The sequence below is a fragment of the Palleronia marisminoris genome (assembly GCF_900172315.1).
GTDB lineage: Bacteria > Pseudomonadota > Alphaproteobacteria > Rhodobacterales > Rhodobacteraceae > Palleronia > Palleronia marisminoris.
The window spans coordinates 688418-709295 of sequence record NZ_FWFV01000001.1; the positions used below are offsets into that span (position 1 = coordinate 688418).

At 66.4% G+C, this 20878-nt stretch carries 17 protein-coding genes; 10 read left to right on the top strand and 7 right to left on the bottom strand.

Annotated elements, in window-relative coordinates; all coding sequences use genetic code 11:
• Positions 1–120 precede the first annotated feature (120 nt).
• The 5 genes from PAM7066_RS03405 to PAM7066_RS03425 all read right to left on the bottom strand — a co-directional run bounded on the left by PAM7066_RS03405 (position 121) and on the right by PAM7066_RS03425 (position 5242).
• Positions 121–1407: an O-acetylhomoserine aminocarboxypropyltransferase/cysteine synthase family protein gene (locus PAM7066_RS03405; protein ID WP_085852700.1), complete on the bottom strand. Its 1287-nt coding sequence runs from the start codon at positions 1405–1407 to the stop codon at positions 121–123.
• A gap of 230 nt (positions 1408–1637) precedes the next feature.
• Positions 1638–2270: a nucleoside/nucleotide kinase family protein gene (locus PAM7066_RS03410; protein WP_085852701.1), complete on the bottom strand. Its 633-nt coding sequence runs from the start codon at positions 2268–2270 to the stop codon at positions 1638–1640.
• Positions 2271–2307: 37 nt separating this feature from the next.
• Positions 2308–3084, bottom strand: coding sequence for an ATP-binding cassette domain-containing protein (locus tag PAM7066_RS03415; protein WP_090928642.1), 777 nt, complete (start codon positions 3082–3084; stop codon positions 2308–2310).
• Positions 3081–4145: an ABC transporter permease gene (locus tag PAM7066_RS03420; protein ID WP_085852795.1), complete on the bottom strand. Its 1065-nt coding sequence runs from the start codon at positions 4143–4145 to the stop codon at positions 3081–3083. The genes PAM7066_RS03415 and PAM7066_RS03420 overlap by 4 nt, the downstream gene beginning before the upstream one ends.
• An 80-nt stretch (positions 4146–4225) precedes the next feature.
• Complete coding sequence (locus tag PAM7066_RS03425; protein WP_085852703.1) at positions 4226–5242, bottom strand: substrate-binding domain-containing protein; 1017 nt, start codon at positions 5240–5242, stop codon at positions 4226–4228.
• 181 nt (positions 5243–5423) lie between these two features.
• Here PAM7066_RS03425 and PAM7066_RS03430 point away from each other — a divergent pair, with 181 nt between their 5' ends.
• From PAM7066_RS03430 to PAM7066_RS03455, 6 genes are all read left to right on the top strand, one after another.
• Positions 5424–6596, top strand: coding sequence for an ROK family transcriptional regulator (locus tag PAM7066_RS03430; protein WP_085852704.1), 1173 nt, complete (start codon positions 5424–5426; stop codon positions 6594–6596).
• Between the two features lie 736 nt (positions 6597–7332).
• Entirely contained in the window at positions 7333–8181 is an 849-nt protein-coding gene (locus PAM7066_RS03435; protein ID WP_085852705.1) for a sugar phosphate isomerase/epimerase family protein, read from the top strand.
• Positions 8178–9689, top strand: a complete 1512-nt coding sequence (locus PAM7066_RS03440; RefSeq protein ID WP_085852706.1) for a sugar ABC transporter ATP-binding protein — start codon at positions 8178–8180, stop codon at positions 9687–9689. Before PAM7066_RS03435 ends, PAM7066_RS03440 begins: the two co-directional genes overlap by 4 nt.
• The gene (locus PAM7066_RS03445) at positions 9686–10678 is read left to right on the top strand and encodes an ABC transporter permease (protein ID WP_085852708.1); all 993 of its coding nucleotides are present in this window, start codon (positions 9686–9688) and stop codon (positions 10676–10678) included. The genes PAM7066_RS03440 and PAM7066_RS03445 overlap by 4 nt, the downstream gene beginning before the upstream one ends.
• On the top strand, positions 10675–11658 hold the full coding sequence (locus tag PAM7066_RS03450; RefSeq protein ID WP_085852709.1) for an ABC transporter permease: 984 nt from the start codon (positions 10675–10677) through the stop codon (positions 11656–11658). The genes PAM7066_RS03445 and PAM7066_RS03450 overlap by 4 nt, the downstream gene beginning before the upstream one ends.
• A gap of 40 nt (positions 11659–11698) precedes the next feature.
• Positions 11699–12817 (top strand): substrate-binding domain-containing protein, encoded by a 1119-nt coding sequence (locus tag PAM7066_RS03455; RefSeq protein WP_085852711.1) that lies wholly within the window; start codon positions 11699–11701, stop codon positions 12815–12817.
• A 51-nt stretch (positions 12818–12868) separates the two neighbouring features.
• Here the strand turns inward: PAM7066_RS03455 and PAM7066_RS03460 are convergent, their stop codons facing one another.
• Together PAM7066_RS03460 and PAM7066_RS03465 are read right to left on the bottom strand one after the other, a co-directional pair.
• Entirely contained in the window at positions 12869–13570 is a 702-nt protein-coding gene (locus PAM7066_RS03460; RefSeq protein ID WP_085852712.1) for a response regulator transcription factor, read from the bottom strand.
• Complete coding sequence (locus PAM7066_RS03465) at positions 13567–15174, bottom strand: sensor histidine kinase (protein WP_085852713.1); 1608 nt, start codon at positions 15172–15174, stop codon at positions 13567–13569. Before PAM7066_RS03465 ends, PAM7066_RS03460 begins: the two co-directional genes overlap by 4 nt.
• 242 nt (positions 15175–15416) lie before the next feature.
• Here PAM7066_RS03465 and PAM7066_RS03470 point away from each other — a divergent pair, with 242 nt between their 5' ends.
• Genes PAM7066_RS03470 through PAM7066_RS03485 form a run of 4 tightly spaced genes read left to right on the top strand, consistent with a single transcriptional unit; the run spans position 15417 to position 20867 of the window.
• Positions 15417–16649, top strand: coding sequence for a glycosyltransferase family protein (locus tag PAM7066_RS03470; RefSeq protein WP_085852714.1), 1233 nt, complete (start codon positions 15417–15419; stop codon positions 16647–16649).
• A gap of 14 nt (positions 16650–16663) precedes the next feature.
• Positions 16664–17893 (top strand): glycosyltransferase family 4 protein, encoded by a 1230-nt coding sequence (locus PAM7066_RS03475; protein WP_085852796.1) that lies wholly within the window; start codon positions 16664–16666, stop codon positions 17891–17893.
• Positions 17893–19041: a glycosyltransferase family 4 protein gene (locus PAM7066_RS03480; protein ID WP_085852715.1), complete on the top strand. Its 1149-nt coding sequence runs from the start codon at positions 17893–17895 to the stop codon at positions 19039–19041. The genes PAM7066_RS03475 and PAM7066_RS03480 overlap by 1 nt, the downstream gene beginning before the upstream one ends.
• Positions 19038–20867: an ABC transporter ATP-binding protein gene (locus tag PAM7066_RS03485; RefSeq protein WP_085852716.1), complete on the top strand. Its 1830-nt coding sequence runs from the start codon at positions 19038–19040 to the stop codon at positions 20865–20867. The genes PAM7066_RS03480 and PAM7066_RS03485 overlap by 4 nt, the downstream gene beginning before the upstream one ends.
• Positions 20868–20878 lie beyond the last annotated feature (11 nt).

Here is a 20878-nt window from a genome sequence, read left to right on the forward strand (position 1 = left end):
CTACAAAACTTACCGAACCAAGACGCACTGTCAACGGGGACTTTCCCCGCCGGCGCGGGTTCGGAGCTGCATGCGCAATCCGACCAGACCGCCCCCTGCGGCCTCCCGCGTCTTCGCGGGTCACGCCGTTGCGGCAGCCAATCCCTGATCCAGGTCGGCAATGATGTCGTCGACGCTCTCGATGCCGATGGAAAGCCGAACGACGTTCGGGGCCGCCCCGGCCTTGGCCTGCTGCTCGGCGTCGAGCTGGCGGTGCGTCGTCGAAGCAGGATGGATCACGAGGCTCCGCGTATCGCCGAGGTTGGCGACGTGGCTGAAGAGCTTGAGGCTGTCCACCAGCTTCACGCATGCATCGTAGCCGCCCTTGAGCCCCAACGTGAAAAGCGCGCCGGCGCCTTTCGGCGTGATCGCCTTGGACCGTTCGAAGTAGGGCGAGGAGTCCAGGCCCGCATACGTGACCTGCTCCACGCGCGGGTCCTTCTCGAGCCATTCGGCAACGGCGCGCGCATTGGCGACGTGCCGTTCCATGCGCAGGCCCAGCGTCTCGATCCCCATGAGGGTGTAGTGCGCGCCCTGCGGGTTCATCGTCATGCCGAGGTCGCGCAGGCCGACGGCGGTGGCATGGAACGTGAAGGCCATCTCGCCCAGCGTGGCGAAGGTCAGCCCGTGATAGGCCGGCTCGGGCTGCGAGAGCGAGGGGAACTTGTCGCTGGCGGCCCAGTCGAACCTGCCCGAGTCGACGACGATGCCCCCCGTGACCGTGCCGTTGCCGGTCAGGTACTTGGTGGCCGAATGCACGACCAGCGTGGCGCCGTGGTCGATCGGCCGGCAGAGCCAGGGCGTCGCCGTGGTATTGTCCACGATAAGCGGCACGCCGGCCCGCTCGGCGATCCGGGCCAGCGCGTCCAGGTCGCTCACGTAGCCGCCCGGGTTGGCGATGGTTTCGCAGAAGATCGCGCGCGTGTTGTCGTCGATGGCGGCCTCGACCGCGTCGAGATCGTCGGTATCCACGAAGGTCGCCGACCAGCCGAAGCGGCGGATGGTATGGCTGAACTGCGTGATCGTCCCGCCGTAGAGCCGCGAGGACGCCACGATGTTGCAGCCCGGCCCCATCAGCGGGAACAGCGCCATGATCTGCGCCGCGTGCCCCGACGAGCAGGCGATGCCGCCCGCAGCCCCTTCCAGCGCCGCCACGCGGTTCGCGAGCGCCGCGACGGTCGGGTTGGTCAGGCGCGAGTAGATGAAGCCCAGTTCTTCCAGGTTGAAGAGCCGGGCGGCGTGGTCGGCATCGCGGAACACGTAGGCCGTGGTCTGGTAGATCGGCACCTGTCGGGCGCCGGTGGCCGGGTCCGGTTCGGCGCCGGCATGGACGGCAAGGGTGTCGAAACCGTATGTCTGCTCGCTCATCGAATATATCCTCCTCGTTCGCGGCGAGCCTACGAAACTGGTTCGGCCATGGGAAGGTGGACGTGGCACCTCTCGGACGCCGCATGCGCCGGATGGTCGGGACCGTACCGCCCTGCACCTGGCGCTCGACCGGGCAGTTGCCGGGCCAACCGCGGGAACACGCTGATCGCCGAGGACCTTCCTTCGGCCGTAATACGAGCCGGCCCCTGCCCTTCGCGCGCCGAAGCCTGTCAGTCGCCGGACATGAGAAAGTCGGCTGCCATGCTGCCCGCGATCACCTGCCTGGCGTTCGGAAGGTCGTTCTCTTCCACCCGAAGAGCTGCCGCCTCCGGGGAAAGCGCGGCCCAGCGACCCAGCAGTCGCCGGTGAACGACCTCCAGCGGCACGTCGAGAAACACGCTGATGTCGAAATAGCGGCGCAGGTCCCTCCAACCCGGGCGGTCGAGAAGCAGGTAGTTGCCCTCGACGATGACAAGGCGCGTCTCGGGGCCGATCACCCTCGCGCCGGCGCGCGCGATCTCGAGGGTGCGATCGAAGACGGGCACCGCCACGGGACTTCCACTGCCGTCCGAGAGGCGCGACAGAGCGCTCTGAAAGCCGCCGATATCGAAGGTTTCCGGAGCGCCCTTCCGGGGCAGGAGGCCGCGCGGCTCAAGGTAGATATTGTCGTAGTGGAAGCCGTCCATGGGCAGGATCGCAGCCCGTCCGGGCTGTTCAGCATCCACCTGCTCGAGGAGCTGATCCGCCAGCGTGCTCTTGCCCGATCCGGGCGCACCGGCGACCGCCACGAAGCGCCGCCGGTCGCCTGCGGCGAAACCCGATAGCCGGAAAGCGAGGGCATCGAACTGGATCGTCTCGCTCACGTCGTCGCCCTCATCATTCGGCTTGTGGTCGCGGCAGTCAGGCCGCCTCGACCTCGTCCGGCTCCTTCGCGCCCGTCATGAAGGCCACCGCGTCCGACATGCTGTATTTCTTCGGGTCGATCACGCAGAGCCGGCGGCCGAGCCTGTGGATGTGGACCCTGTCGGCCAGTTCGAAAACGTGGGGCATGTTGTGGCTGATCAGGATGATCGGGATGCCGCGCTTCTTGACGTCCTGGATCAGCTCCAGCACGCGCCGGCTTTCCTTGACGCCAAGCGCCGCCGTGGGCTCGTCCAGGATGATGACCTTCGAGCCGAACGCGGCGGCGCGTGCCACCGCGACGCCCTGCCGCTGGCCGCCCGAAAGCGTCTCGACCGGCTGCGTGATGTTCTGGATCGTCATCAGCCCCAGGTCCGACAGCTTCTGCCGGGCGAAATCCTCCATCGCCTTGCGGTCGAGCTGGCGCAGGTACTTGCCCATGAAACCCTTTTTCCGGATTTCGCGGCCCATGAACATGTTGTCGGTGATCGACAGGGCGGGCGACATGGCGAGGGTCTGGTAGACCGTTTCGATCCCCGCCATCCGGCCGTCATTGGGCGAGGTGAAGTTGACCTGCTTTCCCTCGACGAAGACCTCACCCTCGTCAGGGGGAACCGCGCCGGACAGGGCCTTGATCAGCGTGGACTTGCCGGCACCGTTGTCGCCGATGACGGCGAGGATCTCGCCCGGGTAGAGCTCGAAATCGCATTGGTCGAGGGCGGTCACCTTGCCGTAGCGCTTGGTCAGGTTCTTGGCGGAGAGAACGGGCTGGGTCATGCCGACACCTTTCTGATCCATTGGTCCACGGCGACGGCGACGATGATCAGCACGCCGATGAAGAAGTAGGTCCATTGCGCGTCCGCCCCCAGAAGCCGCAGCCCCAGCGAGAACACGCCCACGATCAGCGCCCCGAACAGTGCCCCGAGGATCGATCCGCGCCCGCCGAACAGGGAGATGCCGCCGATCACCACGGCGGTGATGGACTCGATATTCGCCTCGTAGGCCGAGGTCGGCGAGACCGCGCCCAGCCGTCCGATCAGCGCCCAGCCTGCGAAGCCGCAGATCAGCCCGCTCAGCATGTAGACCGACATCAGCGTGCGGTGGACGTTGACACCCGACAGCGCTGCGGCCTCGGCATCGTCGCCCACGGCATAGACGTGCCGGCCCCATGCGGTGTTCTTCAGTGCCCAGGCAAGGACGAGCATGAGCAGGATCATGAAGACGACGCCTAGGGTGAAGACCGCGCCGGCGACCTCGAACCTTCTGCCCATGAATTGCAGGAGCGGGGCGCTGGCCTCGATATCCTGCGAGCGGATCGTCTCGTTTCTGGAATAGAGGTAGTTGCTCGCCAGGATGACCTGCCACGTGCCGAGCGTGACGATGAAGGGCGGCAGCTTCATCTTGCTGACAAGAAGCCCGTTCAGTGCGCCGCACAGCGTGCCGAAGGCCAGCCCGCAGATCACCGCGATGAACGGCGGGATGCCATAGCGGAAGGCGAACTGCCCCATGACCACCGAAGAGATGACGGTGATCGCGCCCACCGAAAGGTCGATGCCGGCGGTCAGGATGATCAGCGATTGCGCCGCCGCGACGATGCCGACGATCTGCACCTGTTGCAGGATCAGCGTCAGCGCGAAGGGCGAGAAGAACCGCGAGCCAAGCAGCAGCCCGAACACGACGATCGAGGCCAGAAGCACGATCAGCGGCACCAGCGCCGGGTTTCCGTGCAGCACATCGTGGACCCTGTGCAGCAGGCCTTTGCGACGGCTGTCGAAGGCGGCGAAGCTCTCCTCTCGCCGCGTCTTGACGATGTCTTCGTAAGCGTCGTCGTGGCTCATGCGCCGTCCCTCCAGTGACAGGCGGTTCGGCCGGGGCGCGATCGCCCCGGCACTATCGACCTGGGATCCGGTTGCCGGGGTCAGCCCCAGCACCGCTCCATGCCTTCATCGACCGTGATCGACGCGACGCCCTCGACCGGCTCGTTCGTCACCAGCTCGACACCGGTATCGAAGAAGTCCTTGCCCTCGGTCGGCTGCGGCAGCGTGCCGTCCTGCGCGTATTGGTGGATCGCCTCGATCCCGAGCGACGCCATGTCCAGCGGGTATTGCTGGGCGGTGGCGCCGATGACGCCGTCGCGGATGTTCTGCACGCCGGGGCAGCCGCCATCGACGGACACGATCATCACGTCCCCGGCGCGGCCGAGCGCGTCCAGCGCCTCGTAGGCACCGGCGGCGGCGGGCTCGTTGATGGTGTAGACGACGTTGATGTTCGGGTCCTGCGCCAGCAGGTTCTCCATCGCGCGGCGTCCGCCTTCCTCGTTGCCCTGGGTCACGTCGTGACCGACGATGCGGGGGTCGTCCTCGTCGCCGTAGCGGGCCGGATCCTTGATGTCGATCCCGAAGCCCTGCATGAAGCCCTGGTCGCGCAACACGCCCACCGTCGGCTGGCTGACGTTCAGGTCGAGGAACGCGATGCGCGCATTCTCGGCCTCGTCGCCCAGCTTGGCCGCGGCCCACTGACCGATCAGTTCGCCGGCACGGAAGTTGTCGGTGGCAAAAGTGGCGTCTGCGGCGTCCGCGGGGCTGAGCGGCGTGTCGAGCGCGATCACGATGGCGCCGGCTTCCTGCGCCTGCTCGACCGAGGACACGATCGACGAGGTGTCCGAGGCCAGCAGAAGGATGCCGTCCGCGCCGGCCGCGATGCAGGTCTCGATGGCCTGGGCCTGGGTCTCGTGGTCGCCGTCGTACTGGCCAGCGAAGTTCATCAGCTCGATGCCCAGTTCGTCGGCCTTCTGCTGCGCTCCCTCGCGCATCTTCACGAAGAACGGGTTTGTGTCCGTCTTGGTGATCAGGCAGGCCGTGGTCTGATCCTGGGCCATGGCCGTGTTTCCGGCCACGGCAAGCGCCAAGGCCGAGATCGCCGTCGCGTATCTCATTGTGTATCCTCCCGATTTTTCGCATGCGGCGCCGGCCGGCAGGGCCGGTCGAACTGCCGAAAGCGGCCGACTCCTCCAGCCGACAACGTCAGCATGAACCGCGAAAGAAGCAGCCGTCAACGCTTTTCTCAACTTGCTTTACAAAGCACCGCTGGCGACACTGCGCGCGGAGGAACACGAGATGAACGATGAAGGGCGAAGCGCTGCAATCGCTGTGCCGAGCACGCCGGAGCGCAGCGCGAACGAGCGCGCGATCCTGAACATGCTTCGCCAGGACGGGCCGACGCCCGCGGCCGAGATTGCCCGGCGCATGGGCCTTTCGGCGCAATCGGCATCGGTCATCACCCGCAAGCTGGAAGCCGAGGGCCTCGTCCTGCGCGGGTCGCCCGTCCGGGGCAAGATCGGCAAGCCGTCGACGCCGATCCAGCTCGACCCGGCCGGAGCGTTCGCGATCGGGTTGCGGATCGGCAGAAGGCGATCCGACCTCATCCTCATCGATCTCGAGGGACGGGTTCTGGGTCAAAAGACCGCCACCTATGCCTATCCGACACCGGCCTCCTGTCTCGATCTTGCCAGGGCGGGGCTTGCCGAGTTCAAGCAGATGCTTTCCGCCGACCAGCACGAGCGCATCGCCGGGATCGGGATCGGAATGCCGTTCGACCTGTGGAACTGGCTGGACCTTCTGGGCGCGCCGCGGGCCGAGATGCAGGCGTGGCACGACTTTCCTGCTCAAGACGCCTTCGCCGAGGCGACCGGCCTGCCCGCCTTCGTCGGCAACGACGGCTCGCTGGCCTGCCACGGCGAGCATCTTTTCGGAGGCGCGCGGCACCTGCCGGATTTCGGCTACATCTTCGTCGGCGCCTTCCTCGGCGGCGGCATCGTCCTCGACGGGCGCCTCTATCTCGGCGCGGGTGGGAATGCCGGCGCCCTCGCCTCGCTTCCCGTGCCCGGCGCCGACGGCCGCATGACGCAGATGCTCGAGGTCGCATCGATCCACCAGCTCGAGCGGCGACTGGAGGCGCGCATGCCCGGCAACGGCCAGCGGCTGTTGCAGCAACCGGCATGGGCCGGTTTCGACGATCTGGAGGCGACCTGGATCGAAGAGACGGCGCGCCAGCTCGCCTCGGCCACCGTCACCCTCGTCGCCGTGCTGGACCTGCCCAGCGTGGTCATCGACGGAAGTTTTCCGGCAGAGGTGCGCCAGAAGCTGATCGCGCGGGTCGAAACCCTGGTCGCGCAAGTCGACACGCGGGGGATCCGCCGCCCGCAGATCGTTTCGGGAACACTCGGGATCACCGCCTGCGCGCTCGGCGCCGGCTACCGCCCGATCGTCGCACGTTATCTGGTGGAGTGAGCTGGAGTTTCCGTTCCCACGGCGATGCATCGGCTTCGAAAGCGGAATGAGTTCGGTGGCAGGCGTCGTGGAAGCATTGCTGACTTCGCCGCCGCATACACGGGCGATGAGCGCCGAAAGGTCGGGCTTCCGAAGGCGCAGCTTGTGCGTCGTCTGCACGGCAGGCTGAAAAATGCGCGCCTGATACACCCCCAGGAATCCATCCGCGGACTCTCCGACTTTTCGGACGGGAGTCCGGGCTCAGGTCAAGTTGCCGCGATGTCGTCTCCTGAACATCGCCGATTGTTAATCGATTACATTTTTATTGCAAACGTCGGATGAATCGATTGAAATCGATTGCAATGGCGCTGGGGAGGACGGTGCCGCTGGGGGGTTTCATGAAGACGACAAAGGGTCCGGCCCTTTTTCTGGCGCAGTCCGCGCCGGACGACGTGCGGTGCACCCAGTGGAGTGCGATGGCCCCCCGGGCAGCCGATCGCGCTCACGAGGGCGTCCCGGTTCCAACTTGGAACAAGCGGCTTTTCCAGAGTGAGACCGCGAGGGCCGTGCGTGATCACCGGAATACGACCAGGGGGCGGACGGCCGAGATCGGCCGCGCATCTTCAGAGACAGTTCGTCGTCCTGCACCCGGACCCGGCGGGCCTCTGGTTCTCGTCGTCGACAATGGCAAGGACGGGACGCGATTGATCGATCCCGGCGTGAAATCATCGGTCAGTAACAGCGCCGGGGTGAGGCCATGAAGCTCGGGATCAACCTGCTTTGCCTGGGCGGGCATATCGACGAAAGCCACCTGCCGCAGATCGAGCGGATCGCCGCGATCGGATACGACCACGTCGAGGTGCCGGTGATGCGCGGCACGCCCGATCACTACGCATGGCTCGGAGAACGTCTGGCCGCCCTCGGTTTGGGGCGCGCGCAGACCTCGATCGTGCCGGACGTGGACGCGAACCCGTTGTCGGACGACGCGAGCATCCGCCAGCGCGGTCTCGATCACCTGTCCTGGATCCAGGATTGCGCCGAGGCGCTGGGATCCGAGACGATTGGCGGCCCCTACCACGCGCCGATGGGCCATTTCACCGGCCAGGGCCCCACTGAGGCCGAGATCAACCGCGGCGCCGAAGCGCATCGCGCCATGGCAGAGCGTGCGGCTCGGGGCGGTTACAAGCTGGCGCTTGAGCATCTCAACCGGTTCGAGACATATTTCCTGAACACGATGGCACAGGCGCGAGCGTACGCGGACAAAGTCGATCACCCTGCCTTCGGCATCATGTACGACACGTTCCACGCCAATATCGAGGAACAGGACCAGGCAGAGGCGATGCGCCATCTGGGCGGGAAGATGCACGTGCTGCACGTGTCCGAGAACGATCGCGGAGTCGTCGGCCGGGGCCAGATCGACTTTGCCACCGTGTTCCGCACCGCGAAGGCAACAGGTTTCGACGGACCTGTGGTGGTCGAGGCTTTCGGCGCCGGCGTGCCGGAACTGGCGGCCGCGACACGGGTCTGGCGCCCGCTCTTCCCGGATTTCGAGACGTTGTTCACGGAGTCGCACGACTTCATCCGCCGAGAGTGGGAGGCCGCATGACCACCCCCGTCATCGAGATGAAGGCCATCACCAAAACCTTTCCGGGCGTGCGTGCCCTGTCCGACGTGAGCTTCGACGTGCGCACCGGCGAGGTGCAGGCACTTGTCGGCGAGAACGGCGCGGGCAAGTCCACGCTGATCAAGATCCTGTCGGGCGTCTACCAGGCCGACTCGGGTGCCGTGCTCATGAACGGCAAGGCAGTGCATTTCCGACATCCCGTGGACTCCCTTCGCGCGGGCATTTCCACGATCTACCAGGAATTCTCGCTGCTGCCCGAACGGACGGTCGCGCAGAACCTCTTTCTGGGGCGGGAACCGCGGACGCGGCTGGGGCTGATCGACGCCGCGAAGATGCGCGACGAGACGAAAGAGGTTCTGGCGCTTTTCGCGGCCGCCGGACGGATCGACCCGGATCGCATCGTCGGGGAATTGGACGTGGCGACCCAACAGGTCGTCGAGATCGCCAAGGCGGTGTCGACAGGGGCGCGGGTCGTGGTGATGGACGAGCCGACCGCCGCGCTGAACGAGGCGGAATGCGAAGAGCTGTTCGCAACCGTCGACACGCTCCGCGAGCGCGGCGTCGCGATCATCTACATCACCCACCGGATGCGCGAGATCGCCCGGTTGGCCGACCGTGTCACCGTGCTGAAGGACGGAGAGGTCGCGGCACGTTTCGACGAGGTGCCTGCCCCGAACGAGATCGTTCGCGCGATGGTCGGCCGCGACATCGCGGATTTCTATGCGCCGCCGGCCAGCCCGGACGAGGTCGGCGGACTGGTCCTGTCGGTGCGCGGCGGAGGCAACGCGGTGCTTGACGGCATCGACCTGGACGTGCGCCGGGGCGAGATCGTGGGCCTTGCGGGCATCCAGGGCGCGGGCCGCGTGGCGCTGGCAAGGGCGCTGTTCGGCGACGCACCGTTCGAACGCGGCGATGTCACGCTAGACGGTGACGCGGTTTCCTTCGGCACGCCGCGCGCCGCCATCCTGGGCGGCATCGGGCTGCTTCCCGGCGACCGCAAGAGCGAGGGCCTCGTCCTCATGCAGTCGGTGCGCGACAACGGGATGCTGACCTCGCGCGCCTTCGCCTCGCTCTGGTCCAGCGACCGGCGCAACGCCCACTCGGACACGGTGCGCATGGACGGCCTGCTCGACCACATGGAGATCCGGGCGGCGTCCTACGACCAGGACATCCGCGCGCTGTCGGGCGGAAATCAGCAGAAGGCCATCGTGGCTCGCTGGCTGTCCATGCGCCCGAAGCTCTTGATATTCATCGAACCGACGCGCGGCATCGACGTGAATTCCAAGGCGGGGATCTATCACCTGATGCGCGACCTCGCGCGCGAGGGCGCCGGGATCCTGATGATTTCCTCCGACCTGCCCGAAGTGATCGGTGCGGCCGACCGCGTGCTCGTGATGCAGGCGGGCAGGATCGTGGCCGAGTTTCCCCACGGGGCAAGCGAACAGGACGTCATGCACGCCGCAACAGCCGAGTCCGAGGTCGCCGCATGAGCGGCTCCGAGGGTGCTCCGCCACACAAGACCAAGTCGGGCTTCCGGCTGGAACGCTGGGCTCCGCTGATCCTTCTGGGTGGCGCCTTCGCGATCTATGTCGGCGTCGTGCTCGCCACCGGGCAGGCGCAGTACCTGACCTTCGACAACCTGATCGCAATTCTCGGCCGCTCCATCGCGCTCGGCATCACGGCGATCGGTCAGACGTTCGTGATCCTCGTCGCCTCGATCGATCTCAGTGTCGCCAGCCTGATCTCGGCGACGGCCGTTCTCGCGTCGGTCATCATGGATGGCTCGCCCGCCATGATCCTGCCCGCAGTCCTTGCCGCCGTCGCACTTGGCGGGCTCGTCGGGTTGACCAACGGGTTGGTCGTCACCGGGCTGGGCGTGAACCCCCTCATCGCGACCTTGGGGATGAGCCTGATCATCCAGGGATGCCTGTCGGCGTTCGTCTCGAATTTCGCGGGCTCGGTGCCGGCGGAGTTCCAGGTATTCGCCTACGGACGGCTCGGGCCGTTCCCGCTGGCGCTGCTGTTCCTTCTGGCACTTGCGTGCCTTGCCTGGATCCTCCTGCGCTTCACCAAGTTCGGGTCCGACATATACGCGGTCGGCGGCAACGAGGAAGCGGCGCGGTTCGCGGGTATCAAGACGCGCCGCATCGTCGTCCTGTCACATGTCATCTGTTCGGTCTGCGCCGTCATCGCGGGGCTCTATCTTGCGTCGCGCCTGCGCTCGGGCGCGCCCTGGATCGGGGCCGACGGGGTCTACGACCTCGAAAGCATCGCCGTCGTAGTGATCGGCGGCACGGTGCTGGCCGGGGGGCGCGGCGGCATCTGGGGGACGATGGCGGGCATGCTGATCTTCTCGCTCATCGATTCCGTGTTCAACGTCGCGGGCGTCGACAGCTTCGCCAAGCAGGTGTTGCGCGGCATCATCATCGTGGCCGCCGTGGCCTTCTACGCCGCCCGCTCCAAGAGGATCGTGGCATGAGCGACAGGACCGAGACGACCCACGCCCGGACACGCCGCCTGCCCCAGATCAATCCCGTGTGGCTGCTGCTGGCCGCGCTGGTGGCGGGGATCATCCTGATGAATCCCGGCTTCGTGGAACCGACAGGCTACATGAACTTCCTCAAGCGCGCGGCACCGCTTGCGATTCTCGCGGCCGGGCAGGTTTACGTCATCACGTCCGGCGGCTTCGATCTTTCGGTCGGATCGCTGATTACGCTGGTCGTCGTCGGCTCGTCGATGTTGACAAACAACGACCCCGCCGCGACCTACTGGGTCATTCCCTTGATGCTGGGCATGGGTCTTGGCGTGGGCGTGGTCAACGGGCTCGTCGTGTGCTTCCTTCGGGTGCCGTCGCTCATCGCGACGCTCGGCATGATGATCACGCTCAACGGGCTGGCCTTCCTGTGGTCCGGCGGCGCGCCGCGGGGCTACCTGCCGGACACGTACCGCTTCTTCGGTCGCGAGCTCGTTCGCGACGTGCCGCTTGTCGGCTTCATCCCGGTTTCGGTCATCGTGCTGTTCGTCGTCGTCGGCATCCTGGCTTGGCTGATGCACCGCACCAATCTTGGCCGGCAGGTCCACGCGATCGGCGACAACCCGGTCGCGGCGCGCCTGGCCGGCGTCGCCGTCAACCGAGTGCGGATTACCGCGTTCATGCTGTCGGGCCTTTCCGCGGCCATCGCGGGCATCCTTCTGGGCGGCTTTGCCGGCGTTTCGACCGATGTCGGATCGGGTTACGAGCTGCAGGCGATCACCGCTGCCGTGCTGGGCGGCGCGCAGCTGCTGGGGGGGCGCGGCTCCGTCTTCGCGGCCTTCGGCGGTGCGCTTGCGCTGACGGCAATCTTCACTCTGTTGAACTTTCTTGGCCTGCCGCAACCCGTCCGGCAGGTAGTGCAGGGCCTCATCCTGATCGCGGCCGTCGCGCTTGCCATGCACCGAAGGAAACAGACGGGAACCTGAGGGCGCGCGTGATGCGGCCCCGGCTGATAGGGAGAGAGAGATGAAACGCATACTCATGGCGACGGGAGCATTCGCGGTCAGTGTCGTGCCGCTTCACGCCCAGAACTTCGACGATCCGCAGGAATTCGCGAAGCAGCAGGAGCAGCTGCAGGCCGAGCCTATGGGCCCCGAGGGACAGCCCTGGCTGCAACATATCGGCGGCGAGATGACGGAAACGGCTGATCTCGGGCTCGAAGCACCGGCCACGGTGTGCTTCTCCAACGCCGGGGTGAACAACCCATGGCGCGTGGTGGGCTATACCAACATGATGCAAGAGGTCGCGAACCACGAGTCCATCGGCGACTTCGTCCACGTCGATGCCGAAGGTTCCGACGACAAGCAGATCGCGGACATCAACGACCTCCTGGCGGGCGGTGACTGCGACGTGATGATCGTGTCGCCCAACACCACCGCGGCACTGACCCCCGCGGTGGAACGCGCCTGCGAAGATATGCCGGTGATCGTCTTCGACCGGGGCGTCAACACGGATTGCCCGGTCACCTTCGTCCACCCGATCGGCGGATATGGCTTCGGCATCCAGGGCGCCGAATTCATCGTCGAGAATGTCGACGAAGGCTCGAACGTCCTGATGCTGCGCATCCTGCCGGGCGTCGACGTGCTCGAGACGCGCTATTCCGCCGGACGCCGCATCCTGGACGAGGCCGGCATGAACATTGTCGGCGCGGAATTCACGGACGGCGACAACGCCAAGACCAAGTCCATCGTCGAGGACTACCTGATGCGCGGCGACATCGACGCCGTCTGGATGGATGCGGGCGCCACCGCCGTCGCGGCGATCGAGGCGTTCGAGGATTCCGGCTACGAAATTCCGGTCTTCGTGGGCGAGGATCAGCAGGACTTCCTGCGCAAGTGGCAGGACGAGGACCTCACGGCCATCGCGCCGACCTATCCGACGTTCCAGTGGCGCACGGCCGTTATCGCGGCGGCCCGGGTGATCGAAGGCGAACCGGTGCCGGCCCCGGAATGGGTACTGCCGCAGCCGGCGATCACGCAGGACGAACTGGCCGACTACGTGAACCCTGCGATGCCACCGCTGCACTACGCGATGTGCGGCTGTGAGAGCATGGAAAACTACCCCGACGCCTGGGGCGGCAACTGATCCGAAGGACGGGGGCGGTGCAAGTCGCCCCCCGACTGCCTTCCGACAGAACTACGCGCTTCGGTCCTTCTGCGGTGTCTCGTGCGAGAGCTGGTAGCCGAAGCCGCGGACGTTCTGGATCAGCCGTCCATCGAAGTCGCGGTCGACCTTCTTGCGCAAGTAGGCGATGTAGACTTCGACGATGTTCGTGTTCGGATCGAAATCGTAGCCCCACACGGCGTTCAGGATCTCCAGCCGGCTGACCACCCGGCCGGCATTCTCGACCAGGTAGAGCAACAGGCCATACTCGGTCGCGGTCAATCCCAGCTCGCGCCCTTCGCGGCGCGCAACCTTCTGTGCCAGATCGATCGTCAGGTCGGCGTAGCGGATCACGCGATCCTTTGCGGGCGGCGACGCGCGGCGCAGAAGGACCTCGATACGAGCGAGGAGTTCCTCGAAGGCGAATGGCTTCGTCATGTAGTCGTCGGCGCCGGCACGGAGACCTTCGAGCTTTTCCTCCAGTGCGTCGCGTGCGGTCAACATCAGGACAAGCGTGCCGTCGCCAGCCGCCCGAAGTCGGCGGCACAAATCGATGCCCTCGGCGTCGGGAAGCATCCTGTCGAGGATGACGAGGCGGAACGCGCCGCCGCGCACGCGGTCGAGCAGGCTCGCTCCGTAGCGTTCGACCTGCACCGAGTAGCCCTCTGCCGAAAGGCCGAAGGACAGGAAATCGGCGATCTCGACGTCGTCCTCCACGATCAGGATGGCGCTCATGTTCGTGCCCTCATCAGCGGCAATTCGATCTGGACCGTGGCACCATGGCCGGGCGTGCTGCTGATGCTGATCGTGCCAGCATGCTGATCCACGATCCATCGAGCGATCGACAGGCCGAGCCCCGCGCCCCGGCCCGAGCGGCCCCGGCTCGCGCCGCCGCGGAAGAAGCGGACGAAGGCGCGCTGCACCTCTTCGGCCGTGAAGCCCGGGCCCCCGTCGCTGACCGTGACCAGGGCCTGGCCTTCGACCACCGAAAGCTCGACGCGCACGGTTGTTCCCGCGGGTGCCAGCCGGATCGCGTTGTCGAGCGGGATGAGAAGTGCCTGCCGCAACCGTCCCGCGTCGCCCTCGACCATCGCCGGATCGGATGTCTGCTGCGGCGAGATCGTGATGCCCGCCTTGCGCGGCAGGTTCTGGCTGTCCATGAGCACTTCGGCAAAGATCTCGTGCAGATCGACGGGCTTGCGCTCGACGACGATGGTGCCGGCCTCCGAGCGGGAGAGGAACAACAGATCCTCGACCAGTCGCCCCATCTGGTCGGCCTTGCGGACAACCTGCGCAAGCGTCTGCCGCATCCTCTCGGGCGTGCTTTCGGAGGCGCGGAGGGTGACCTCGGCATGGCCGCGCAGGACGGTCAGCGGAGTTCTGAGCTCGTGGCTGATGTCGGCGAAGAACTGTGCGCGGCTGGCATCCAGTTCCCGAAGGCGCGCGACCGCATTCTCCAGTTCGGCACCGCGCGCCACAAGCTCGCCCGTGCGTTCGGCAACCTGTTGTTCCAGGTCTGATTTCGCCCGAAGCAAACGGTCATGCTGCTCGCGAATCTGCGTCGTCATGAGATTGAAGCGGGTCGCCAGCATGCCGAACTCGTCCCGGCTCTCGAGGTGGACAACATGGGACAGGTCGCCCTGCCCGACCGCATGGGCCGCGTCGGCCAAGGCAGCGACAGGCCGGGATATGGCTCGTTGCACCATCAACGCGTTGCCCAGCAGAAGGAGTGCGGCCGTCCCCACGAGCACGAGCGCAAGCGCGCGCAACCTCTCCGAGAGCACCGTGGAGTTCGCGATTGCGTCCGTGACCTCCTGCCGCTCGATTCCAGTTGCCGTGTCGATGAGGGCTCCCAGGACGGTATCGAGCCGGTGCTCGATGTCGCGCCGATAGATCGCTTCGGCTTCGGTGCGGCGCCCTTCCGCCAGAAGCGGCCCGATGGGTCTGCGGACGAGATCGAGCTCTTCAAGCGTCTGGCGCATGGTTTCGATACGACGCAGTTCGTTTCGCTCGCCCGCGACATCCACTTCATCCGCAAGATACGCGATCTCATCGGCGACCAACTGGGCTTTCGTGGACAGCGCAGCAAGAAGTTCCTCTCGGGCTTCGTCGATCTCGGTTTCGTCGGTCCCAAGGATGAAGATCTCCGCGACTTGCTCGGAGTAGTCGTTGGCCCAGGCGGCGATGAGATTGATCGCGCGGATCTGCTCGTAGGACGAACGAAGCTGGCGCTGGTTCGCGTCTCCGATTCGCAGGATCACGACGATCCCGATCGCTATGACCGTCACGACCACTGCCATGGTCGCGTGGCTGGCCAGGATTTTCGTTCGAATCTGCATGGTTAGAAGCGCCTGAACCTCCGTGGCGAAGCCCTCCGGACCAGCTCGTGCCGAGACGATCCCCGGTCAGGATATACGAAGGGCGTGCTCGGGAAATTGCCGGTTTGAGGCTCTAATGAACTTCTAATTTGCGCTTTGGCAGCCAACCCCAATGTTACAGTTCAATGACACCGCGCGCATCAATCAGCCAGAAATCGGTTGCGTGACGCCTCGCCCGCGCGGGCAATCCTGGAGGTTCGGCAATGCTTCACGCTCGCGATTTCGAAACTGCTGGCGACTTCCGACAGCGTGCTCCACGCATCGTTTTATATTCCCACGATACCCTCGGCTTCGGGCATCTGCGGCGCAACCTGCTTCTGGCCGGCGCGCTCAGGACCATCCGGCAGACGCCCGACATCCTGATGATCGGCGGCATGAGAGAGGCCGGCGCGTTCGCGATGCCCGACGGCGTCGACTGCGTGACGCTTCCCGCCTACGCCAAGGGCATCGACGGGGCTTATCGCCCGCGCGACCTGGGCCAGGATCTCGCGCCGCTGACGGCGCTTCGCAGCCAGACGATCAAGGCGACGGTGAAGGCATTCGATCCCGACCTCATGATCGTCGACAACGTCCCCCGCGGGGCCTTGTTCGAGCTCGACGCGACCTTGGAAATGCTGAAGGCGCGGGGCCGGACACGCATGGTCCTGGGTCTGCGCGACGTGATCGACCGGCCGGCAGTCGTGCGCCGGCAATGGTTGCGACAGCGCAACTTCGAGACCGTGCGGCGTCACTACGACGCGGTCTGGATCTATGGCGACCCTTCGATCTACGACATCGCGGCCGACTGCGGCCTGACGCACGCCCTTGCGGGAAGGGCGCAGCATGTGGGGTATCTCGATCCGACGGTGCGGCGTGCCTCGCCGATTGCCGATGCGGACGCGGCTGCGGTCCTGGGCGATGATCGCGCGCCCTATGCGCTCTGCGCCGTCGGTGGCGGTCGCGATGGAGCGGCGTTGTGCGAGGCGTTCGCGCAGGCATCGCTGCCAAGGGGCCATCGCGGGATCCTGGTCACCGGGACACAGATGCCGGTTCCGATGCGCGTACGCATCCAGGACCTCGTTACGCGGCGCCAGGACATCACCCTTGTCCCCTTCATCCGCGAACCGATCGCGCTGATGGCCGGGGCCGAGCGCATTATCTCGATGGGCGGGTACAACACGACCTGCGAAATCCTCGCGCTCGGGCGTCCGGCACTCATCGTACCGCGGGCACATCCGCGGGCAGAGCAGTTGATCCGGACCGAACGGCTGGCCTTGCGCGGGCTGATTTCGATGATTCATCCGGACGATCTGACCGCGGATGCCATCGGGCACTGGCTTTCCAGCCCCACGGCGCCGCCCTCTGGTGAACATCCCGACATGGGTGGCCTCGACCGGGTGCTGCGCCTGGCGGAGCACATCCTGCAACCGGCTGCCGCGTCCGCGCGGGCGTCATGATCATGGGCGAAATGATGACCAATCCAAAAGTCGGCTACGTTCTCAAGCGCTATCCACGTTTCTCCGAGACCTTCATCGTGAACGAGATCCTCGCGCATGAAGCGGCGGGGCAGCCCATCGAGATCTTCGCCCTTCGCGACGTTCAGGAGACGCATTTTCAGGATATCCTGGGCCGCGTCCGGGCACCGGTCACGCGTGTACCGGACCGCTTCGGCGGCCCCGACGCCCTCTGGTCACTGATCTCGGCCGCGGGGGCGCGGCTTCCGAACGGGTGGCACGCGATCGCGCAGATGCGCGGGATGGAGGGACAAGACGTGGCGCAGGCGTGCTGCATCGCCCTGGCCTGTGCCGAGCGCGACATCGGCCACCTGCACGCCCATTTTGGGACGGTATCCACCTCGGTCGCGCGCCTCGCCGCAGCCTTGGCGGGGATCAGCTACAGCTTCACCGCCCACGCCAAGGACATCTACTACGACTACGCGGAACCGCAGCATCTGGATCTGAAGATCCGGGACGCATCCTGTGTGGTCACCGTGTCGGACTACAACGTCGCCCATATCCGCGACGGGTTCGGCGCGCCGGCGGGCAAAGTTCGGCGCATCTACAACGGCCTCGACCTCGACCGCTTCGGCTACGCCCCGCCGCAACCCGGTGCGCGGGACATTCTCGCCGTGGGTCGCCTGGTCGAGAAGAAGGGCTTCCACATCCTGATCGAAGCGCTCCGCCTGTTGCGTGCCGAAGGGCGCGACGTGTCCTGCCGGATCGTCGGCCACGGTGAAGAGCACGAGAACCTCGCGCTGCAGATCGAGGGAGCGGAACTCTCCGATACTGTCCGCCTGGTGGGTCCCCTCTCGCAAGCCGACGTGATGCGCGAGATGCGATCCGCGGCCCTTCTGGCGTGTCCTTGCGTCGTCGGTGCGGATGGCAACCGCGACGGGCTGCCGACGGTCCTGCTCGAGGCGATGGCGCTTGGCCTACCCTGTGTCTCGACCGATGTGACCGGCATTCCCGAGCTCGTTCGGGACCGCAAGACCGGGCTGATCGCGGCCGAGGGCGATCCGGAGGCGCTGGCCGCTTCGATGGCCGAACTCCTGGACGATGCCGATCTGCGACACAGCCTGTCCCGCGACGGGCGGGCGCTGATCGAGCGGGAGTTCGACGTCGCCCTCAACGCGACCGCCCTGCGCGAGGTGTTCGGCGGGGCGATGTCCGCGCCGGCCGCCGAACTGCGCGGGGTCGCCTGATGCGGATCGCCTATGTCTGCACCGATCCCGGCATCCCGATCTTCGGCACCAAGGGCGCATCGATCCACGTGCAGGAGATGCTGCGGGCGTTCCTGGCCCTTGGGGCGGACGTCACGCTGATCTCTCCCCGGATCGAGGGGGAGCCACCGAAGGACCTTGCCGGCATCGCGCAGTGCCATCTGACGCCTGTCGCGAAGGGCGATCCCGAAACGCGCGCGCGGGCTTCGCTGGCTTTGAATGCCGAGGTCGAAGCCCTTCTGGGCAAGTCGGCGGCGGATCTCGTCTACGAACGCCACGCGCTCTATGCACATGCGGGGATGGAAGCCGCGCGCGCACTTGGCGTCCCGGGCATCCTCGAAGTGAATGCTCCGCTTATCGAAGAGCAGGCCCGCCACCGGACCTTGGTTCTGCCTGACGCGGCCGAGCGGTCTGCCCGTCGGTCGATGGCGGCGGCACGCACGATCTGTGCCGTTTCGCCGGCGGTCGCGGAGCATTGCCGGACTCTCGGGGCGCAGAGCGTCGAAGTCGTCCCGAATGCCATTTCGCCCGCGCGGTTTCCGCTTCGCCCATCGGCTGATGGGCCGTTCACGCTTGGCTTCGTCGGCAGCCTGAAGCCATGGCACGATGTCGGCACCGCGATCGAGGCGCTGGCGATCCTGCGCAAGGGGCCGGTGCCCGACGCGCGCATGCTGATCGTCGGGGACGGACCGGAGCGGGCGTGCCTTGCGAACCAGGCGCAACGGCTCGGTGTCGACCGCGCAGTCGAGTTCGTCGGAGCGGTGCCGCATGCCGCCATACCCGCCTTTCTGGAGCGGATGCACGTAGGCGTCGCCCCCTACGCCGCCAGCGCCAACTTCTACTTCTCTCCCCTGAAGCTCTACGAATACATGGCCGCCGGCATCGCTGTCGTGGCAAGCCGGGTGGGCCACCTGCCGGACGTCGTATCGGACGGCGTCACCGGAGTGCTGGTCCCGCCAGGCGACGCGCCGGCCCTTGCGGCGGCGCTGGCCGATCTTGCGGCATCGCCCGAAGACAGGATCGCGCTCGGCGCGGCTGCCCGTGCCGACGTCATGGCACATCGGACATGGGACGGGGTCGCGGCGCATGTCTTGCGCCTGGCCGGACTGAGCGACCGGGTGGCCGCATGAGCCGCAAGGAAAGCCCTTCGGAGACGCTGCCGACCCTGCGCCACGTGCTGTCGCGGCTTTATCCTTACATGCGCCCCCACCGGAAGCTTCTGGGCGGGTCCCTGCTGGCCCTTCTGGCCGCGACCGCGATGAAGCTGCTGGAACCCTGGCCGCTCAAGTTCATCATCGATCGGGTGGTGCCGAGTGCCGCGGGGGAGGACCCTGCCACCGCCGCGCTCGCCCCGATGACGCTGCTCGCTCTGTGCGTCGCCGGCCTCCTGGCCGTCATCGGCCTCCGCGCCTTGTTCCAGTACCTGTCGACCTTGGGCTTCGCCTTCGTCGGAAATCAGGTGCTGACCGACGTTCGCGCCGACCTCTTTCGCCATCTGCAATCCCTGTCCCTGGGCTTCCATGCGCGTGCCAGGGCGGGCGACCTGACGATGCGCCTGATCGGCGATGTCGGCATGTTGAAGGAAACGGCCGTTACGGCGGCGCTGCCTCTTCTTGCGAACGTCCTGATCTTCTCCGGCATGATCGGTGTGATGCTCTGGCTCGACTGGCGGCTGGCCCTCCTTGCGCTGTCGCCGCTGCCGCTCCTGTGGTTGCTGTCCCAGAGCCTGACAAGAAAGATCCGCACCGTCAGCCGCAAGCAGCGCAAGCGCCAGGGCGAGCTTGCCGCGACCAGCGCCGAAACGATGTCCGGCATCCGCAGCATCCAGGCCCTAGGCCTCGAGGAACAGGTCTCGGCCGGATTCGCGGGCGCCAACGCGAAGGACATGCGCGAAGGCGTGGAAGGCAAACGGCTGTCGGCGGGGCTGGAGCGGTCGGTCGATCTGCTCGCCGGGGTCGGGCTTGCCGTCGTGCTGTGGTTCGGCACCCTGCAGGTCCTGCGCGGTCGCATCACCCCGGGCGACCTGCTGATTTTCGTTTCTTACCTCAAGCACACGTTCCGGCCGATCCGGGACTACGCCAAGTACACCGCCCGTCTTGCCAAGGCCGCGGCGGCCGGCGAACGCGTCGTGGCCATCCTCGACGAGGTTCCGCTTGTCGCCGACGCGCCCGACGCGCGGACCGCCGAGCCCTTCGTCGGCCGGATCGCCTTTCAGGACGTCTCCTTCCGCTATGGCGACGCGGGCCTTCCGACATTGGCGGGCGTGAACCTGATCCTCGAACCGGGCCGGTCCGTGGCCGTCACCGGGCCTTCGGGTGTCGGAAAGTCGACGCTCGCAAGCCTGGTTCTTCGCCTTCACGACCCGTCGGAGGGCCGGGTTCTCATCGACGACGTCGACATTCGGTCGATCACGCTGTCCTCGCTGCGTGCGCAGATCTGCCTGGTCCCGCAGGAGCCGCTGATCATCCGGGGAACGATCGCCGAGAACATCGTGCTCGGCGCGGGTCGCGAGGTCACGCCGGCGGAGATCGAGGACGCCGCGCGACTTGCCAATGCGCATGAGTTCATCCTCGAGCAACCCGACGGCTACCGGACCGAGGTCGCCGAGTGCGGCGCAACCCTTTCGACCGGGCAGCGCCAGCGGATCGCCATCGCGCGGGCCGCGTTGCGCGACAGCCCGATCCTGATCCTCGACGAGCCGACGGTCGGACTCGATCGGGCAAGCGAGCAGGTGGTGGCCGAGGCGATCTGGCACCTCGCGCGCGCGCGGACGACGATCCTCGTGACCCATGATCTGAACCTCGCGGCCCGTGCCGACCGTGTTCTTGTTCTCGATGACGGACAGATCGGCGAAGACGGCAGCCCGTCGGATCTCATGTCATCCGGCGGGAAGTTCGCGGGCCTCCGCGGCGGGGCGCGTTCCTCGCGGGAGGCAGATCGTGCTCTCGCAAGCTGACATCGACCTCA

What these genes read in the sequence shown, in the direction of transcription:
- PAM7066_RS03460 (WP_085852712.1), bottom strand. Translation starts at nt 13,570, where the DNA reads ATGAGCGCCATCCTGATCGTGGAGGACGACGTCGAGATCGCCGATTTC.
- PAM7066_RS03405 (WP_085852700.1), bottom strand. Translation starts at nt 1,407, where the DNA reads ATGAGCGAGCAGACATACGGTTTCGACACCCTTGCCGTCCATGCCGGC.
- PAM7066_RS03440 (WP_085852706.1), top strand. Translation starts at nt 8,178, where the DNA reads ATGACCACCCCCGTCATCGAGATGAAGGCCATCACCAAAACCTTTCCG.
- PAM7066_RS03435 (WP_085852705.1), top strand. Translation starts at nt 7,333, where the DNA reads ATGAAGCTCGGGATCAACCTGCTTTGCCTGGGCGGGCATATCGACGAA.
- PAM7066_RS03470 (WP_085852714.1), top strand. Translation starts at nt 15,417, where the DNA reads ATGCTTCACGCTCGCGATTTCGAAACTGCTGGCGACTTCCGACAGCGT.
- PAM7066_RS03430 (WP_085852704.1), top strand. Translation starts at nt 5,424, where the DNA reads ATGAACGATGAAGGGCGAAGCGCTGCAATCGCTGTGCCGAGCACGCCG.
- PAM7066_RS03485 (WP_085852716.1), top strand. Translation starts at nt 19,038, where the DNA reads ATGAGCCGCAAGGAAAGCCCTTCGGAGACGCTGCCGACCCTGCGCCAC.
- PAM7066_RS03450 (WP_085852709.1), top strand. Translation starts at nt 10,675, where the DNA reads ATGAGCGACAGGACCGAGACGACCCACGCCCGGACACGCCGCCTGCCC.
- PAM7066_RS03420 (WP_085852795.1), bottom strand. Translation starts at nt 4,145, where the DNA reads ATGAGCCACGACGACGCTTACGAAGACATCGTCAAGACGCGGCGAGAG.
- PAM7066_RS03465 (WP_085852713.1), bottom strand. Translation starts at nt 15,174, where the DNA reads ATGCAGATTCGAACGAAAATCCTGGCCAGCCACGCGACCATGGCAGTG.
- PAM7066_RS03415 (WP_090928642.1), bottom strand. Translation starts at nt 3,084, where the DNA reads ATGACCCAGCCCGTTCTCTCCGCCAAGAACCTGACCAAGCGCTACGGC.
- PAM7066_RS03455 (WP_085852711.1), top strand. Translation starts at nt 11,699, where the DNA reads ATGAAACGCATACTCATGGCGACGGGAGCATTCGCGGTCAGTGTCGTG.
- PAM7066_RS03445 (WP_085852708.1), top strand. Translation starts at nt 9,686, where the DNA reads ATGAGCGGCTCCGAGGGTGCTCCGCCACACAAGACCAAGTCGGGCTTC.
- PAM7066_RS03425 (WP_085852703.1), bottom strand. Translation starts at nt 5,242, where the DNA reads ATGAGATACGCGACGGCGATCTCGGCCTTGGCGCTTGCCGTGGCCGGA.
- PAM7066_RS03480 (WP_085852715.1), top strand. Translation starts at nt 17,893, where the DNA reads ATGCGGATCGCCTATGTCTGCACCGATCCCGGCATCCCGATCTTCGGC.
- PAM7066_RS03475 (WP_085852796.1), top strand. Translation starts at nt 16,664, where the DNA reads ATGACCAATCCAAAAGTCGGCTACGTTCTCAAGCGCTATCCACGTTTC.